General features: G+C 61.1%; 17 protein-coding genes. 4 read left to right on the top strand and 13 right to left on the bottom strand.

Annotated features, from left to right (window positions below):
- Positions 1-58: 58 nt before the first annotated feature.
- On the bottom strand, positions 59-1,906 hold the full coding sequence (locus AAF358_07415) for a CocE/NonD family hydrolase (GenBank protein ID MEM7705362.1): 1,848 nt from the start codon (positions 1,904-1,906) through the stop codon (positions 59-61).
- A complete protein-coding gene (locus AAF358_07410) occupies positions 1,899-2,153 on the bottom strand; it encodes a hypothetical protein (GenBank protein ID MEM7705361.1) in 255 nt (84 codons plus the stop codon). Before AAF358_07410 ends, AAF358_07415 begins: the two co-directional genes overlap by 8 nt.
- Positions 2,154-2,390: 237 nt before the next feature.
- On the opposite strand from AAF358_07410, the gene AAF358_07405 reads away from it, so the two are divergent.
- The gene (locus AAF358_07405; GenBank protein MEM7705360.1) at positions 2,391-3,026 is read left to right on the top strand and encodes a DUF3313 domain-containing protein; all 636 of its coding nucleotides are present in this window, start codon (positions 2,391-2,393) and stop codon (positions 3,024-3,026) included.
- 1 nt (position 3,027) lies between these two features.
- Here the strand turns inward: AAF358_07405 and AAF358_07400 are convergent, their stop codons facing one another.
- The 3 genes from AAF358_07400 to msrA are packed head-to-tail and all read right to left on the bottom strand — an operon-like array spanning position 3,028 to position 5,193.
- Positions 3,028-4,320, bottom strand: coding sequence for a dipeptidase (locus AAF358_07400; GenBank protein MEM7705359.1), 1,293 nt, complete (start codon positions 4,318-4,320; stop codon positions 3,028-3,030).
- Positions 4,321-4,363: 43 nt separating this feature from the next.
- Positions 4,364-4,681, bottom strand: coding sequence for a Rho-binding antiterminator (locus AAF358_07395; GenBank protein ID MEM7705358.1), 318 nt, complete (start codon positions 4,679-4,681; stop codon positions 4,364-4,366).
- Positions 4,678-5,193 (bottom strand): peptide-methionine (S)-S-oxide reductase MsrA, encoded by a 516-nt coding sequence (gene msrA, locus AAF358_07390; protein MEM7705357.1) that lies wholly within the window; start codon positions 5,191-5,193, stop codon positions 4,678-4,680. Before msrA ends, AAF358_07395 begins: the two co-directional genes overlap by 4 nt.
- Positions 5,194-5,365: 172 nt before the next feature.
- Between msrA and AAF358_07385 the strand changes: the two genes are divergently transcribed.
- Positions 5,366-5,806, top strand: coding sequence for a DUF393 domain-containing protein (locus tag AAF358_07385; GenBank protein ID MEM7705356.1), 441 nt, complete (start codon positions 5,366-5,368; stop codon positions 5,804-5,806).
- A 14-nt stretch (positions 5,807-5,820) separates the two neighbouring features.
- On the opposite strand, the gene AAF358_07380 is transcribed toward AAF358_07385, so the two are convergent.
- A complete protein-coding gene (locus tag AAF358_07380; protein MEM7705355.1) occupies positions 5,821-7,830 on the bottom strand; it encodes an autotransporter domain-containing protein in 2,010 nt (669 codons plus the stop codon).
- A gap of 371 nt (positions 7,831-8,201) precedes the next feature.
- On the opposite strand from AAF358_07380, the gene AAF358_07375 reads away from it, so the two are divergent.
- Positions 8,202-8,948 (top strand): glutaminyl-peptide cyclotransferase, encoded by a 747-nt coding sequence (locus AAF358_07375; GenBank protein ID MEM7705354.1) that lies wholly within the window; start codon positions 8,202-8,204, stop codon positions 8,946-8,948.
- Between the two features lie 21 nt (positions 8,949-8,969).
- On the opposite strand, the gene AAF358_07370 is transcribed toward AAF358_07375, so the two are convergent.
- The 4 genes from AAF358_07370 to AAF358_07355 all read right to left on the bottom strand — a co-directional run bounded on the left by AAF358_07370 (position 8,970) and on the right by AAF358_07355 (position 12,781).
- The gene (locus AAF358_07370) at positions 8,970-11,117 is read right to left on the bottom strand and encodes an acetyl-CoA hydrolase/transferase C-terminal domain-containing protein (protein MEM7705353.1); all 2,148 of its coding nucleotides are present in this window, start codon (positions 11,115-11,117) and stop codon (positions 8,970-8,972) included.
- A 116-nt stretch (positions 11,118-11,233) separates the two neighbouring features.
- Complete coding sequence (locus tag AAF358_07365; protein MEM7705352.1) at positions 11,234-11,662, bottom strand: CBS domain-containing protein; 429 nt, start codon at positions 11,660-11,662, stop codon at positions 11,234-11,236.
- A gap of 97 nt (positions 11,663-11,759) precedes the next feature.
- Positions 11,760-12,644: a ribose-phosphate diphosphokinase gene (locus AAF358_07360; protein MEM7705351.1), complete on the bottom strand. Its 885-nt coding sequence runs from the start codon at positions 12,642-12,644 to the stop codon at positions 11,760-11,762.
- On the bottom strand, positions 12,644-12,781 hold the full coding sequence (locus AAF358_07355; GenBank protein ID MEM7705350.1) for a hypothetical protein: 138 nt from the start codon (positions 12,779-12,781) through the stop codon (positions 12,644-12,646). Before AAF358_07355 ends, AAF358_07360 begins: the two co-directional genes overlap by 1 nt.
- A gap of 137 nt (positions 12,782-12,918) precedes the next feature.
- Between AAF358_07355 and AAF358_07350 the strand changes: the two genes are divergently transcribed.
- Positions 12,919-13,818, top strand: coding sequence for an SDR family NAD(P)-dependent oxidoreductase (locus AAF358_07350; protein ID MEM7705349.1), 900 nt, complete (start codon positions 12,919-12,921; stop codon positions 13,816-13,818).
- A 30-nt stretch (positions 13,819-13,848) separates the two neighbouring features.
- Here AAF358_07350 and AAF358_07345 read toward each other — a convergent pair whose 3' ends face one another.
- Genes AAF358_07345 through AAF358_07335 form a run of 3 tightly spaced genes read right to left on the bottom strand, consistent with a single transcriptional unit; the run spans position 13,849 to position 15,985 of the window.
- Positions 13,849-14,436, bottom strand: coding sequence for a cysteine dioxygenase (locus AAF358_07345; GenBank protein ID MEM7705348.1), 588 nt, complete (start codon positions 14,434-14,436; stop codon positions 13,849-13,851).
- Positions 14,433-15,605: a CoA transferase gene (locus tag AAF358_07340; GenBank protein ID MEM7705347.1), complete on the bottom strand. Its 1,173-nt coding sequence runs from the start codon at positions 15,603-15,605 to the stop codon at positions 14,433-14,435. The genes AAF358_07345 and AAF358_07340 overlap by 4 nt, the downstream gene beginning before the upstream one ends.
- Positions 15,605-15,985 carry a helix-turn-helix domain-containing protein gene (locus tag AAF358_07335; protein ID MEM7705346.1) on the bottom strand — a complete coding sequence of 127 codons (381 nt, stop codon included), beginning with the start codon at positions 15,983-15,985 and terminating at the stop codon, positions 15,605-15,607. The genes AAF358_07340 and AAF358_07335 overlap by 1 nt, the downstream gene beginning before the upstream one ends.
- Between the last annotated feature and the right edge of the window lie 11 nt (positions 15,986-15,996).

The following is a 15,996-nucleotide window of genomic DNA, read 5'->3' as shown; positions in this document are numbered from 1 at the left end:
GAGTATAGGCCAAGCGTCAGACGCTTGCAGCAGCCCTCCGCTCCCTTCCTGCGAGCGGTTAACGAACCAGGGGAAGCGTAAGTCGGCTGGGCGTGTCAGGCCCGATGTGAACTCGGATTCTAGCCGTCTGGGCGTCTTCCGCGGTTTGGCTGGCCACCGGGCCTGCCCCGTTGTAGTGACGCATCTGCGCAACGCCGTTGGCCGGGCGAAGGAACAGCCTGAGCCGGCTCCCTTCCGCCACCTGACGAGAGAACCAGTAGAACCGATTGAAGCTCAGCTTCTCCACCCGGCCGGGCGTCATCAAAACGGGTTCACTTCTCGAGTGCCGGTAGCGGGTTCGCAGCGTTTGACCCGCCAGCGCAATGCTCTGTCCGTCTCGCGTGATCTCGTAGAGCGTCGCGTTGATGTCGGTGTCAGGCACGTCCAGCTCCAGCCATAGCTCCAGCTCGACATAGCCGCTGATTTCCGTCGGCGCCGAAAACGGTTCGCTGTGATAGATGAGCCCGTTTCCCTGCGTCTGAACCACCTCGGTCTGGTCGGTGATGTAAGCGTCGGGCGGATCAAGCTGCGCTTTTCGGGTGTCCAGCGGGTCGTAGCGGTACTGATCGCTATCAACAGCCTTTGCCGGCTCACTCGCCAGCTGCCCGGATTCAAACAGGGTGTCCGCGGTGGCGCCGACCGAGGTGAGGTAGAGCACCTGTTCGTCGTTGCTCACCGCGTCGAGGCTGGCCGCCGATTTCCACCGATCAGCCCCAGCGACAAACCACGTCACCCGGTCTTTGATGAATGCGGGCCGGTCGCCTTTGCCCAGCGTCCAGTTGTACCAGTCTCGATCCAGGCCAAAAGCGTTAAACATCATCGAGTCGCCAAAGGTCAGCCCGCCGAACGTTTGCCGCGGAATCCGCGTCCCGCTGTGATCCCAGGGTCCCAGCAGCAGGAAGTGTTGTGCCTTGCCCGACGGGCTGCCGTGCTTCATGTGCTCGCGGTAGTACTCCATGGCGCCCGGCTGATCGCCGTCGTAATAGCCGGTGATCGTCAGGATCGGCAGGTCGAAGCGGCTAAACGCATCGGCATCGGGAACCCTCGCCGCCCAGTAGTCGTCGCTGTGAGGGTGGGCGACCCACTCATCGAAGTTTGGATTGGGGTGGCCGACAAAGTCGTCGAGCTCAGCAAACGCGATGCCGGCCTCGTGATAGGCGCGGAATTTTCGGTTCCAGAACGCGTTGTCGCCAAAGATGCGGCCCTGTGGCGTGACCCCTGCCGTTAAGGTCAGCCAGCGAATGGAGTAGGGGTAGGGGACGTTGTCGTTCATCGGGAAGTCGACCCCGTGATAGGGAGACGCGATGGGGACAATCGTCGTCAGCTTCGACGGGAAATAGCGTGCCGTCGCCCACTGGTTGTAGCCGCCGTAGGACCCGCCTCGCATCATCACCTTGCCATCCGACCAGGGCTGCTGGGCGATCCACTGGACCACGTCGTGCCCGTCCAGCCCGTCCTCAAGCCCCAGCGGCTTGAACTCGCCCTCACTGTTGCCCCGGCCCCGGGTATCGACCACCAGGAAGTTGAAGCCGTGCCGGGCAAAGTAAAGCGCGTCCGGGTGATAGCGATCGCTGATATAGGGGGTGATCGTGACGATGGTCGGCAGCGGCTCCAGCGCGGAACCGGCCGGTCGATAGTGGGTGGCGCCAAGCTTTACCCCATCGCGCATCGGAAGCTGCAGTCCCCAGCGGAAATCAACGTCGCTGGGCAGCGCTTCCGAGCCCGGGTCAGCCGAGTTGGGCTGCGCATGAGCGTTTAGGCTCAGAAAAATGAGCAGCAAAAACGCCAGCAGCTTGGGAGTCCGCGATGTCAGGGTTGTCGGGCGAAGTGGCCCGGACAACGGCAGCACCGCGCAGCTTTTACTCAAATCCGTTGCTAAACAGGAGGTCGGGGCGCTGGCCCGGAGTCCAGAAGCCGCCAGACAGCGAAAACTGACCGCCCTGTGAGGTGGCGACCACCGGCTGGCCAATGGTCCCGGTGAGGGTGAAGTCTCCCCCCGAGCTGCTTCCGCCAGCCCCGATGACGGAGCGGGTAATTTCAAAATCGCCGCCGGAAGACTGAGCCAGAGCCCCTGGCACAACCGTCAACAGCAAAGCAATGGCTGCTAGTTTCATCGCGAACACCTCATGTTCGTTGAGCAAATTATAGCGCTCGCCCCGGAGTCTGTCCCGGCGCGAATCTCTCCCGGTCGTTCGATCGCAGTCGGCGAAAAAACGACGTTTCATTAACAGATACGTAAAACGCGCACTTTTTGCACCCGGTTTGAGCATTATTGGGTCCATCAAGTCCGGGATACTGCTGAAAAATAGTGGTGTGACCAGTCATGAATTTCCCAACCAGTGAGCCGTCGGGTGGCTCAAGATCCCTATCGTGCCGCCACGGCCGGTCTGCTGATCGCGCTGCTCGCTGCTCTCGCGGGCTGCGCCGCCCCAATCCGGGAGCCTGAGCCCAGCGGCTTTCTTCGAGACTACGGTTCCCTGGAGCGGATTGCGGAAAATCACCTTCGGTCGCTAAATCCCGCTCTGGCCGACTATCGCCGATTCATCGTCGAAAGACCGATCGTGCTGTATCAGCCCGGTGAGAACGACGATGAATTCACTGCAGAAGAGCTCGAGTCGCTCAAAGACTATACCGTCGAACAGTTTTCGGCCCGGCTGGTCGACGAGCCTGGCTATGAAGTGGTCGAGGAAGCCGGGCCGGAAATAGCCCGAGTCCGGTTTGTGGTTACCGACCTCGATGCAACCGACGGCGTGCTGAACGTCTCGCTGCTTACCAAAGCGACCGGTGCGGGTCTTGGCGGTGTTGCCATCGAGATGGAGGTTAGCGACTCGCAAACGGGTGCGGAACTGCTGGCGGTGGTTCGCTGGGGTTCGGGAAGTCGGGTCCTGCGCGCGGGCTTCACACGCCTGGGTGACGCCAAGATTCAGGTCGGTCGATGGGCCCGGGATTTTCGCGATCTGCTGACCAGTTTGCCGCAGGAAACCTGAATCAGCCTGAGTCTTTGACGCCGCCGCGCGCGTGGTGCGTTACCTCGCTAAAGACCCGCAGCCAGTTGCCGCCCCAGATCTTTCTAATGTCGTCTTCCGTGTAGCCGCGCCGCAGAAGCTCCGCGGTCACTTGGTAAGAGTCACCGGCGTTCTTAAACTCCTTGAGCCCGCCACCGTGATTGAAGTCCGTGCCGATGCCCACGTGATCGACGCCCACGAGCTTGACGGCGTAGTCGATGGCGTCGACGTACTGCGCGACGCTGGCCTTCGGCAAGCGTCGAAGGAGGGACAGAATCTCGCCCTGGTAGGCCTTTTTCTGCGCTTCTGGCAACGCGGCCACCTCACTTTCTTCGGCGACGCCAAAACGCGCCTGGACCTTTTCCATTTCGGCATTGAAGTCCATCCCGACGTCGATCAGATAACCACCAAAGGCGACGATGCACACCACGCCGCCCTTATCAGCGATCAGCTTCATGTCCGCGTCAGAGAGGTTTCGGGGGTGTTCGAGCAGCGAGGCAACGGCGGAGTGTGAAGCGATGACCGGCGTTTCGGAGACGGCGACCGCCTGCTGCACGCCCGCCGGCGTTAGCTGGGATACATCCACGATGATTCCCAGCTGGTTCATGCGCCGGACTACCGACTTGCCCAGGTCGGACAGCCCGCCGTGCTCGGCGGGCGCGTCACCGTACCGATCACGAGGTCTCGAGGAGTCCGCCAGCGCGTTGTGCCCGGCGTGGTTGAAGGCGAGCTGGCGCAGGCCTCGCTCAAAGTAGGCGTCCAGCTCCTCGGCCTCCGGCCCCAGCGGAAATCCGTTGAGCATCCCGACAACGGCAAAGTGACGTCCGCTGTCATGTAGCTCTTTGAGCTTTTCGGGCGAGGTGGCAACGCCGACGCGGTCCGGGTACTGCTCGGCCATGCGCCAGATGGCGTCCAGTTTTGTTTGTGCGTCCTGTTTTGCCCGCTGGTAGTTCTCGGCGTTTCTGACGTCCTGCGAGACAAAAACCGCAAACACCGCGCCGCTCAAGCCGCCCCGGTCCATCTTGGGCAGGTCGACCTGGCCTCGGGTTTCTTTGCCGGGGTCCGCCTTCTCGGTGGCGAAGTTGGGGGGAATGTCGACATGAGCGTCGATCGACAGCATCTGCTGGTGCAGCGACTGCGCCTGCGTCTCAAAAGGATCGGTGGCCTCACTTTGAGCCAGCGCGGTCGTCCCCAGGAGCGAGGTGGCGAGCAGGGCCCACGAAAGTAGGGTGACTTTAGGCTGATGGCGAAGCGAACGGGAGACGGAGCGTTTCATGCCGGCATTGTAAGGCATTGACCGCATCGGGTTTGGATTGCGGTCAGGACCGAGCGAAGGTGCGCTCGTGAAAACGGCTGGGTCGGGTGATGACTCTCAGGGTCTCGATCTGATCGAGACGTACCATTTGCTGCTGGCCGGTTTTGTCCGTGAGAACGAGAAACTCGCCGTTTTGGTTCACCTCGGTCGTGATAGCACGCGCAAGCAGCGTGCCCGTGGCAGTCTCGACGGCAACCTCGTAGCGATCAAGGCAGGCGATCTCGACAAAGTCGTAATCTTCGCACGCGATCGGCTGGTAGGGTGCGCCACCCTCGGGCACGTCGCTCAAGGCCTTGTCACCCGATAAGCTGCGCTGATTCAAGAAGCCTTGCGTTTGGGCAGCCGCCAATCAGGTCGAATGAAGTGACACGTGTAGCCGTTGGGAATACGCTGCAGGTAGTCCTGATGTTCCGGTTCTGCTTCCCAGAAGGGGCCGGCCGGCGCCACCTCGGTCACCACCTTGCCTGGCCACAGGCCGGAAGCGTTGACGTCGGCGATCGTGTCCTCCGCGACGGCCCGCTGTTCCTCATCCACATAATAGATGCCCGACCGATAGGAAGTGCCGCGGTCGTTGCCCTGGCGATTCAAGGTGGACGGGTCGTGAATCTGGAAAAAGAACTCCAGCAGTGTGCGGTAGCTCATCTGCTTGGGGTCAAAGATGATCTCGATAGCCTCAGCGTGAGTTCCATGATTACGATAGGTCGCGTTAGGCACATCGCCACCGCTGTAGCCGACGCGCGTGGAAATGACGCCCGGCATGTGCCTGATCAGCTCCTCCATGCCCCAAAAACAGCCTCCGGCAAGGATGGCTCGCTGCTGCGTGGATTCGGTCATCAGTGTCTCCTAGCTTGCTGCCGGACGTCGGCTCTGCTCAACAGTATGCGGGCTGATCGCGCGGGTTCAAGCGCCGGCTGAATCGCTAGTCACCGTCATACGATTGTGCTGCGGGTGTGCAGATACGAAATGTTGGCGTCTCCCTCACGCGCAGGCGTACTAAGATGTTCGTGTGAGCAACGAAAACGCTATCGAAGTCTATTACGACGGGAACTGCCCTATCTGCGTCGCGGAGATCGACGAGTTGAGCCGCGGTGATCGGAACAACGCTCTGTCGATGGTCAACTGCGCCGCCCAGGACTTTGCGGCCGAGTCACCCGACGGCGTGCCGAGGCAAGCGGAACTGATGCAGGCGCTGCACATTCGCGAAAACGGCGAGTGGGTATCGGGACCTGCCGCGTTTGCCCGAATCTACGAGCGCCTGGGTATGACCCGGATGGCGCGCTTCTGGGGCTCGCGAGCGTTCAAACCCGTGGTACACGGGATTTACCGGCTGTTTGTTCTCACCCGGCCGCTCCTGGCGCGCCTGGGCATGGCCCGCCTGGTGCGTTGGTTCGTCCGCCGTGAGCTTCGTCACACCGGCGCCGCGCCAGAAGCTGAGACCCGGCCGTAGCCGAACGGCAGAGGCTACTTCCACTGGTATTGCAAGCTCAGGCCGGCGCTGTAGCCGTCGAGCCGGTTGGCGCCCTCCTCAAGCGTTCCACCCAGCTGAAGGCTCAACCTCTCGCTGAGGCCCGCCTCGAGCGCCAGCGCCAGACGCCAGTAATCGTCATCGGGCGCGTCGATGCTGAATGTCCGCACCACCTCCTGCACGGTCGCCAGCCGGCTGTTGATCTCCTGGCTGCGATTGCCGAGCTGACTGCGGTAGAAGAGGCTGGCGAGCGGACGTAACCGCCAACCCCCGCCGTCCTGTGTCGACCACGCCGACGAGGCGCTGATCCCAACTTCGGCAAAGTTGTTGGTTGCACGCCGGTCACCCACCCGCTGGTTCATGGCCACGGCGCCGGTTTCCAGGTACTCATCCAGCTCGCTTTCGCTGTAGCCCAGGCGCAGGGTTGGCGCCAGTCGCCAGCGGTTCCAATCGTAGTTGCGCTGCATCTGCAGCAGCAGCGAAAGGCTGTCTCCGTCACTTTCTCCGGTGGCAATCTGGCCCGCGACGCCCGTAACGCGGCGAATGTTGTCCAGCTCCTCGTCCGCGAAATGCACCGCTACGCCAATCGACCAGTTTTCGCCATGTCTCGCCAGGAAGGCGCCGAAGCGAAGGCTGTCGACATCGTGGCTTGCGGCGATATCGCGGTGGTCGACTTCTCCTCGGTCGCTGCTCAGCGCGAGCCCCGCGGTCATTTCGCTGCCTATGAACTCGGCGGCGAGTGTGACCCGGTCGAGCTGCGCGTCATAACCGAACGCAAACGTTTCGCCGTCTCGCTGCCAGTCAAACCGATCATAGGCTAAGCGCAGTCGCCAGCCGGCGGGGGCTTGTTCAGCGCCTCGCCGGTCCAGGTCGGAGAGTAGGCTTTGCGCAAATTTTTCGGCCGCGTAGCGGGTTATCTCCGCCTGCGACGCCAGCGTCTTAGGCGCGTTGATGGTGTCAGCCAGCGCCGCTGCGGCTATCGACTGGACGCGAGCGGTGGGGAAAAAGCTGTCCCAGAAAAGAAATTGATCTGCTTGGCCCGGGTCTCCCACACAGCTGGGAACCGCGAGGCAGGGGTTGGTGGTATCGGTCAGCCCGTAGCGTCCCGGGTTTGCGGTGATGTCGTTGAGCAGCGTGAAGCTGTCAAAGACGGTGATAACGGCGCCGCTGTCGGTGGCCAGCTGAGCCGCACCCTGAGCGAGGGCGTCGTTCGCCACCTGGCTGAAGCCGCTGGCAGCGGCGACGCCGGCCAGGCCCCCGGCCGCCGCCGCGGGTGTCGCACCGATGTCCGGCAGGTTGGCCAAAACCACCTGTTGGGCTCCGGCGGCGACCAGCTGACCTGCCGCGGCGACGGTGTTTCTGGCGTTTGCCGTTGCACCCTGGACAATCAGGTTTTGCGCCTCAGCCCCCGTCAGTCCTGTCAGGCCGATCGTATTTAGCGCGAGCGCGCCGTCGTTGGCGCTCATGTAGATGAGCATCAGATCATCCGGCGCAAACTGTGGCCGGCTGCTGAGGTAGGCGTTTACCCGGCTGGTGATGTCAGTTTCGTTGAGCGCGGCCAGTCCCCGGCCGATGGGCCCAGGAATCGAGCTGCCGTTGCCGATCAGCACACCACCGGCCAGGCTGACCGGCAGCTGAGCGGAAAACGCGTTGCCAACCGCCAAATTCACAACGGATTCAGCTTCGATCCCCGGAAGGCTGGGCAGCAGTTCAGCCGCAACCGGTCCGTTGGAGTAGCGATTGCCGAAGTAGGGCGGTGAGGGCGGGAAATTGGTGTCAACCGGGCCGAGTCCTGCCTGGTTGCCGGCCTCCAGGAGCGCTGGGATATTGCCCGGGTCCGCAACGTTGTCGCCAAAGACGGCCAGCTCGCCGATTGTTTGCGCCCGCGCTGCACCGGCCAACGCTAGCAATACTGCCAGCCAGCCAGCCGCGGAAACGCTGCCATGCGTCCCCCGATCGATCCCCAACACCCGTGTCCGTGCCTTTCGCCGAAATGCTTCCATCATTTCCAGTCTCCCTGTTTCCTGGCCTATATCGCGTAACGTTAGTACAAAACTGGACATTGATTTGCCGCATGATCAGATCCAGCACACCGATTTTGCTTCGCGGAACGGTTTTAACCGGAACCTGAGGATCCTGTTTGAGATGCGGCTGACGATCCAAGACTTGCTCCGTAAGCTGCAGCACCGCAATTTAAGTCGCTGAACGGAATTGCTTGAGGTGTGTCATAAGGACAACGCTTGCGGAGTCCGGCCTCTTAATCGAAACTCCGCAGGCCGTTGGCAGTTTAGGAAACCCCATGTACCTGAGCAGGCCCTTGACCCAAACCCACAAGCTGCGTAGGTGGCTGCAATGCGTGTTAGTTGCGGTCGCAGGTGTGGCCGGCTTGAGCGCCCACGCGCAGGGTGTTCCGGTCTTTGGCTACAACCTGCATCAGACCTATCCTCATGATCCGGCCGCGTTCACCCAAGGCCTTTTTTTCAATGATGGGTTCCTGTTTGAAAGCACCGGCATGGTTGGTAAATCGACCATTCGGAAAGTTGATCCTGAGACCGGTCGGGTCATAAGGGTTGAAGACTTTCCCTCAGGCGTGTTCGGCGAGGGCATCGTCTCCTGGCAGAACCGGTTGCTGGGCCTGAGCTGGCGAAAGCGCACCGGATACGTGTGGGCGCTCGAGTCGTTCGCTCTGCAGGAAACCTTCAGCTATGGCGGGGAGGGCTGGGGCCTCACGCATGATGGAACGTCACTGATCATGAGTGACGGCACGTCGGAGCTGCGGTTCCTGGATCCTGAAACCTTTGAGGAGCAACGGCGCATCACGGTGAAGCTGGGCAAGAAGACGCTGCCTTACCTCAACGAGCTTGAATGGGTAAACGACGAGATCCTCGCCAACGTCTGGCAAACGAATTACATTGCCCGTATCGATCCCGCCAGCGGCCAAGTGCGTGGCTTGATCAATCTCACCGGGCTTCTCAAGCCGGAGCATATCGCCGGAAGGCGGGTGGATGTTCTCAATGGCATTGCGCTGGCGGAAGACGGCAGGCTGTGGGTTACCGGCAAGTACTGGCCGCTCATGTTTGTCATTACGCCGGGCCAGGAGCCGATCGGCTACGTGAACCAGTAGCCGCTAACGCTTCCCGCGGCGTTAGCTGACTTTAAGCAGGCCTCGTTCCTCGAGCTCCATCAGCAGCAGCTGCTGCACCAGGAACTCTTTTGTCGTTTCCGGGTGGTCGAGGTGTACTCGTTCCAGGAAAGGTCTTGCGGCCTCCTCGTCGTCTTTATGAAGCAATGCTCGAAACGAGGCCGCGATGAACTGGCCTGGGCGGGTGCTTAGGTCTTTGATCTTTCGCAGGCTGGCGGCCAGCGCAATCTCTTGTTCAGTCAGGTCGGTTCCGAGCGGATAAGCCGGCAGCTGACCGCTCTCTTGAAACGGTTGTAGCGCGTGCCGGACTCGCTCGGGCGTATTTTGGCGGGCCTCGTCAGGGATGAAGTAGTCTCGTTCGATTTTGCCTTGGTCCTTGGCGAAAGCCAGCAGCTGGTGCTGAAACCTGGAGTCCGCGATGTTGATCAGGCGCTTGATGACGGTGGCGTCACTTTGGCCTCGAAGATCAGCAACCCCGTACTCCGTCACGATGACGTCGCGTAGGTGCTTCGGAATGGTGGTGTGGCCGTAGAAGGGCACAACGTTGGATTCGAGATCCCGACCATCGCCTCGCGTGCTGCGGATACACAAGATCGAGCGCGCCCCCGGCAGGTCGTGCGCCATCGCCACAAAATTGTACTGTCCACCGACGCCGCTGATCACGGTTCCGTCTTCGAGAGCGTCCGATGCCACCGAACCATTCAGGGCCACTTTCATACCCGTATTGATAAAGCGGGCGTTGGTGCGCTGAGCACAGTACAGCGGATAGTTCAGCAGCAGCTGATTCGTTCGGCGCACGCCGGTCATACAAATCTGCTCATGACCCGCTGGATCGAGATCCCGAAGCTTTTGATAGAAATCCCCAGGGCCCAGAAAAAAGCCGCCGTGGAGGACGCGCCCGTTTCGCAGGGGTTGGTTCTCGAGCTTGCTCAGCAGCATCTCTCGGGTTTGGGGATCATCCATGTTGTTAGCTGTCGACGTGCCATCGACCGTCAGCTGTCCGCCTTCCAGCCTGGCGCTAGCCGGCATGATTCCCCAGTGCTGGAGTTCAGCCAACGACTCTGCAGAAAGCTCCCGTGGAATCAGTCCGCTTTGCCGGCCGTAGTTGATCAGCCGCCCGTCGACCCGCGGCTCGATGGCTCCGCTGTTAAGGCCCTGCTGGAGCGGCAGGCTGTCGAAGACGGGGCGCTTTACGACCCCTTGCTCGATGAGGTGCATCATGCCGTTGACAAACATTTCGGTCGAGACGTAGAGGCCTTCGTCGAAGGTGCCCAGCGGCTCGCGCAGCGGATTGGCAACGCGGCTCAGGCTGTCGACCATCTGTCGGTATTCGTCGTTTTGGTGCTGCCGGAGGACGCAGGCATGGGTGATAGCGTCACCCAGCGAACCGATGCCAATCTGCAGCGTCCCACCGTCACGAATCATGGTGCTGGCATGCAGTGCGGTTGCGTAGTCGGTCGGAGGCACCGCAGCATTGGGTACGGCAAACAGCCGCCTGTCGTACTGTCGGCTGTTGACGACGAGATCAAATTCTTCGGCCGCAACCTCCGCGTCGTGTTCCATGAAAGGCAGATCCTGGTGAACCTGGGCCAGCATCATGATTGGCAGGTCCGCCTCTTTCTTTCGATCGATCAGCTCGAGCGTCACGTCCGGATTGCAGGAAAGGCTGAGTCGCAGTCCCGCTTTGGTCTCTTTTGCCGCCACGAGCTGAACAAGAATGTTCATCCCGAACGCCAGCATATCCCGGCCGATATGGGTGTAGTTGCTGGAAATGTAGTTCTGCTGGGCAACCGGCAGATTTTTCATCGAGCCGGCTTTGAAGTACACCTCGCTGACTCGGATGTTGTGCGGCAGGCTGCCGTTTCTGAGCGGCTGGACAAAGGCCAGCTCTTCATAATTGCCAAACAAACGCTCCAGGATCGGCTCCGCCAAACCGGCTTCGATATGGCTGCCGGGCTTTGGCACCTCCAGGCACAGTGCCGTGACAAGCTGCAGGGTTAGAGAAGGGTCAGCCTCGACCCGCCGGTAGAACGCATTCAGAAGTTGAACCGGTTTTCCCAGCGCCAGCGGCGCAGCAATCACCAGGTTTTTGCCGACACGGGCGATAGCTTGTTCAACACACTCTTCGACGGTTGGCACGGTGTTGCTCACGGACTGGTCTCCACGCTGGCTTGTACGGCGAGCCAAGATGGCACGTTGCATCTAGTAAAGCGGAAAAAGCTGTTCGGTGTGCTCGTGGATACTACCTAGCCGACGGGAGGGAATGCTCAGCTTTGAATGTAGCGAGTCAGCTGATCGATCATCTCTTTCTGGTCGGCAATCTGACATTTGACCAGGTCACCGATCGACACGACGCCGATCAGGTTGTCGTCGTCTAGCACCGGCAAATGCCTGATCCGGTGCTGGGTCATCAACGTCATACAATCATCGATCGTGTGGTCGGGGGTGACGCAAACCGGTTCTGAAGACATCGCCTCGGTGACTGGCGTGCTGTCCGAGCGACGGCCCGCGAGGATCACGTTACGAGCGTAATGCCGTTCGGTGAGGATGCCGAGCAGCTTTCCGTGTTCCGTCACGAGCACCGATCCGATATCCCGATCCGCCATTTCCCGAACCGCATCGAGCACTGATGAACCGGGGTCAATACAAACGATTTCTCCGGACTTCTGGTCAATCAGCTGTCTTACCGTATTCATCTTGTTCTCCCTCAGGCTGGAAAATTAATCGTCAGCAGTGCACTCATGGGTTCGTCGTGCCCTTAGTGTACTCCTTTAACCGAAGCCTGGCGGCGCTTCAGGTCTTGAGCGCCTCGGCCAGCAGCCGATCGAGATGAATGCGGTTGGTTGTGTGGGGGATCGCGTCGGTGCTCCACACATTTCGGATGCCCGCCGCCGTCAACCGCGGCAGCGCGTCGCCGGCGAACAGCGCGTGCGTGACCAGCACATCAACCGACGCCACCTGCTGCGCTAAGAGCAGCTCGCCCGCTACGCGCAGCGTGCTGCCGGTGCTGGCGACGTCGTCGACCAGCACGGCCTGGCGATCACGATAGTCCATCGACGGTAGTTCGATTTCAACCTCTCGATCGCCGTGCCGGACTTTGCGGCCCACCACAAAATCGAGCTCCTGCTCCCTGGCGATGGCGCCAACCCACTGCTCGGACTCTTCGTCCGGACCCACCAGCAGCGGGTTGTCCAGCTGCTCGCTGAGGAAGCTGGCGAGCACCGGCGCGGTGCTGGGTACTCGGGGCCGACTGACCGGCGAAGCCTCCCCAAGGGTTTGCACCCGATGAAGGTGCGGGTCGACAGTGATCAGCCCGTCGAAATGCTGAGCGAGCAAAGCGCCGACGATGCGCTGACTGACCGCTTCTCCCGGCGTAAAGGCCATGTCCTGGCGCATGTAACACAGATAGGGCGCCACCAGCGTTAGGTCGGTTGCGCCCAGCTGGCGAGCGGTTGTGGCCGCCAGAAACAGCTCGATCAGCTTGTGGTCCGGATCATTCAGCGAGCGGCAAAAAATCACCCGAGCCGGCAACTCAGCCGGGAGCTGCACCCGCCGCTCTCCGTCCGGAAACTGATGCACGCTGATTTCAGCAAAAGGGCAGTCGCTGGCGTCGGCGAAACGTCGACCTGCTTCGGCATACTCAGAAAACCCCAGCACGATAGGAGTGTTTTCAGTCATCAGTTCTCCCGATCTGAATCAGCGACTGGTCGATAGCCGTCGGCCGCGAGCTCAATCGGCCACTGAAAGTCGGGTGAGGCCATGATCGGCAGTTGATGCCGCTCGGCAAAATTCAGCAGAATCTCAGACTCGATCATTGAACCTCCCCGGTGTGCCGTCATCATCGTAGCCGGAATTTTATGCGGCGCGCGAGGTAATCGTAGATTGATGCGAAGCTAACGTTTTGCCAGCCGCACTTGCTGGTGTAGCAGCCTTTGAGCTGGGGGCCTTTGCGATGCAAACCAATGACAATGCGATCGATTTGAGCGGGCAGGTGGCGATTGTCACCGGTGCGGGTCAGGGGCTCGGGCGAGCTCACGCGGTGGCGCTGGCACGGCGAGGGGCCAAAGTGTTGGTGAACGACTTGGGCAAAGGCGGGAGCGCGCCCGACGCCGCCCTCGCGGTGGTAGCAGAAATTGAGGCGGCGGGTGGCGAGGCGGTGGCTGATGGCACCAATGTTGCCGACATCGAGCAGGTCGAAGCGATGGCGGCTGGCGCGACCGCCCGCTGGGGCCGTGTAGATATCTTGGTTAACAACGCAGGAATTCTGCGTGATCGATCGTTCACCAAAATGACGATGAGCGAGTTTCGCGAGGTGATCGAGGTGCACCTAATCGGTTCTGCCAGCTGCGCCAAGGCCGTGTGGGGAACAATGCGCGAACAGGCTTATGGGCGGATTGTTTTCACGACGTCGGGCACCGGGCTGTGGGGGAATTTTGGCCAGGCAAACTATGCCGCAGCAAAAATGGGCATGGTTGGATTGATGAACACGCTGCACATCGAGGGCGCCAAGTACAACATTCGCGTGAACTGTCTTGCCCCGACGGCCGGCACGGCGATGATGGAAGGACTGGTGTCCGACGAAGTCTTCCAAATCCTCACCCCCGAATCTGTGAGCCCGGGGGTGGTGTTTCTGACCGGGCCCGATGCGCCGAGCAAGGCGGTGCTTTGTGCCGGCGGCGGTTCCTACGCGATGTACAAAGGATTTGAAACCCGCGGTGTGACCCTGGGTCGCGACGATAACACCGCAGAACAGCTCGCCGCCGCGTGGAGCTGCGTAGTCGATGAAGAGGGTATGCAGACCAACGACGCGGCGTTTCGGCAGACTGAGCGCTACGTTAACAACCTGAAGTGATCGCCGCAGCGCGGTTGACTGTCCCGGTGCTCAGTATTCCCAGAGGTTTGGCAGGACTCGGTTCGAATAGCCGCTGACAAAGGCTGAAGCGGCTCCGGTGAGCGGATCGTAGACGGAGCGAGTGATCCGGCCGATGTTGGCGCCGTACACGTGGATGCTGATCGCGGTTTCTGGTCCCGGATTAACCACCTGGTGTATGTCCCCGTCCGCCGGCGAAAAGGCGATGACATCACCAGGTGACGTCGACTCTGGCGCCCCGGCGACCAGCTGGCCCCCGTTTTCTCGCTTGTAAGGTGTCGACCGCTCGGTGCCACGGAGCTGGCCGATGGCGCCCCAAACGGTATGGTCGTGGATCGGAGTCTGTTGGCCGGCCGCCCAGACAAAACTCACGACGCTGAACCGCTCAAGGGGGTCGCAGTGGAGCAGGTACTGACAATAGCTCCGGGCCTCAGGCTGTGCGAACGCGTCCGGCAGCCAATTATCGTCCGCTACGAGCCGCTTCAGGGCGTCAGGGAGTGAAGCTGGGTATCCCGCCTTCTGGTTTTCATGCTCGATCGCTTCGGTCACCGCGACGACAAACTGGCGCAAAGCGCCGGACGTTTTGTTTGCGAGCTTCATGGTGACGCGGGTTGCTGTGCCTTGGTCACATCGCCGGAAGTCAACTCCTGCAGTACCTCCTCTGTGTGTTCGCCAAGCGTGGGTGGCGCGCGATAAATCGGCGCATTCTGGCCGTTGATCAGCGCCGGAAAGCCAAAGGTTTGGGTCACGGCACCGGAGGGCAGGGTGAGATCGGTGACCCAGCCTGAATGAGCGACCTGTGGGTCCTGCAGGGCCTCCCGGTAGGCGTTGATCGGTTCGCAGGGCACGCCGCGTTCGCGAAGTCGGTGGATCCATACCGCCGCGTCTTCGTGGGCAAAAATCTCTTCCATTAATGCTTTGAGCTGGGTCTGGTTTCGGGCGCGGGCGGTGGTTGTCAGGTAGTCCGGGTGCTCCGTGAGCTCGGGCCGATCGATGACGTCACATACCGATGCCCACAGCTTGTCGTTGCCGGCCGCCAGCACAAAATGGGTGTCTCGCGCTCGGAACGCCTGATAGGGCGCGTTTCGTGGATGGGCTGAGCCGAGCTTTCTGGGGTTGGAGTCCGTGCCAAAAAACTCACTGGTCTGCAGCGCCGCAATACCCAGGCTTGCGCCCAGCATCGACATATCAACAAAACCACCGGGGCCACCGTCGGCCACACGCTTGAGCAGCGCCGCGATAGCGTAGGCCGCATAGAGACCCGCGCAGAAGTCCGAGACGGGCACCCCCGCTTTGACCGGCTCTCCATCTTCCTCACCCGTGACGCTCATAATTCCCGATGCGGCCTGAACGGTCACGTCGAAGCCGCCATCAGTTGCTCGTGGACCGCTCTGGCCGAAAGCTGAGATAGCGCAGTACACCAGCTTTGGCTGAAGCGCTTTGGCGTCTTCATAAGATAGTCCGAGGCGGGCCATGACGCCGGGACGATTGTTTTCGATTACTACGTCGGCGCCGCTAATAAGCTTGCGGGCGGTTTCTGCGCCCGAGTCTGACTTCAGGTCCAGCACCACCGAACGCTTGTTGCGGTTGAGCGACGCAAAGTTCTCGCTGAAGCCGTCGGTCAAGGGCGGCCAGGCGCGCATGGAGTCACCCTGGCGGGGCTCTACCTTGATGACGTCTGCGCCCAGGTCTGCGAGCAACATACCCGCGTAGGGACCGGCGGCAACCTGGCAGAATTCGATGACGCGGATGTCTGAGAGGGGTTGCACTACGCGGAATCTCCCTGGGTTGGCTCGCCAGGCAAGCTCTCACTCCATTGTCGAAGCTGATCCAGAAATCCCAGCGCTGTCGAACCCAACGGGGTAATGGAGTACTCCACGGAAACGGGAGCGCTGTCGATGACCGTGCGTTCAACCAAACCCTGCGTTTGAAGCAGGCGCAGGCGCTCGGTGATCATTTTCTTGCTGGCCCCGCCAACCATTCGGGCGAGGTCATTGAAGCGCACGGGACCGTCTTTGAGGTGCCACAAAATGGAGCCGGTCCACTTACCACCAATAATGCGCATACCGCGCTCGATCGCACAGGGTTCGAGACACGGATTGCGCGCTTCGCGGCGCCCTTTGCCGTCAACCTCTACCGATGCTCGCATCGCCTGCTCCT

The sequence above is a fragment of the Pseudomonadota bacterium genome, assembly GCA_039033415.1.
Classification (GTDB): Bacteria; Pseudomonadota; Gammaproteobacteria; order Xanthomonadales; family SZUA-38; genus JANQOZ01.
This window is presented reverse-complemented; position numbering and strand designations above follow the sequence as displayed.

Coding starts and splice junctions, on each gene's coding strand:
- AAF358_07335 (MEM7705346.1), bottom strand. CDS start 15,985: ATGCGAGCATCGGTAGAGGTTGACGGCAAAGGGCGCCGCGAAGCGCGC.
- AAF358_07380 (MEM7705355.1), bottom strand. CDS start 7,830: ATGATGGAAGCATTTCGGCGAAAGGCACGGACACGGGTGTTGGGGATC.
- AAF358_07350 (MEM7705349.1), top strand. CDS start 12,919: ATGCAAACCAATGACAATGCGATCGATTTGAGCGGGCAGGTGGCGATT.
- AAF358_07360 (MEM7705351.1), bottom strand. CDS start 12,644: ATGACTGAAAACACTCCTATCGTGCTGGGGTTTTCTGAGTATGCCGAA.
- AAF358_07365 (MEM7705352.1), bottom strand. CDS start 11,662: ATGAATACGGTAAGACAGCTGATTGACCAGAAGTCCGGAGAAATCGTT.
- msrA (MEM7705357.1), bottom strand. CDS start 5,193: ATGACCGAATCCACGCAGCAGCGAGCCATCCTTGCCGGAGGCTGTTTT.
- AAF358_07400 (MEM7705359.1), bottom strand. CDS start 4,320: ATGAAACGCTCCGTCTCCCGTTCGCTTCGCCATCAGCCTAAAGTCACC.
- AAF358_07345 (MEM7705348.1), bottom strand. CDS start 14,436: ATGAAGCTCGCAAACAAAACGTCCGGCGCTTTGCGCCAGTTTGTCGTC.
- AAF358_07410 (MEM7705361.1), bottom strand. CDS start 2,153: ATGAAACTAGCAGCCATTGCTTTGCTGTTGACGGTTGTGCCAGGGGCT.
- AAF358_07355 (MEM7705350.1), bottom strand. CDS start 12,781: ATGATCGAGTCTGAGATTCTGCTGAATTTTGCCGAGCGGCATCAACTG.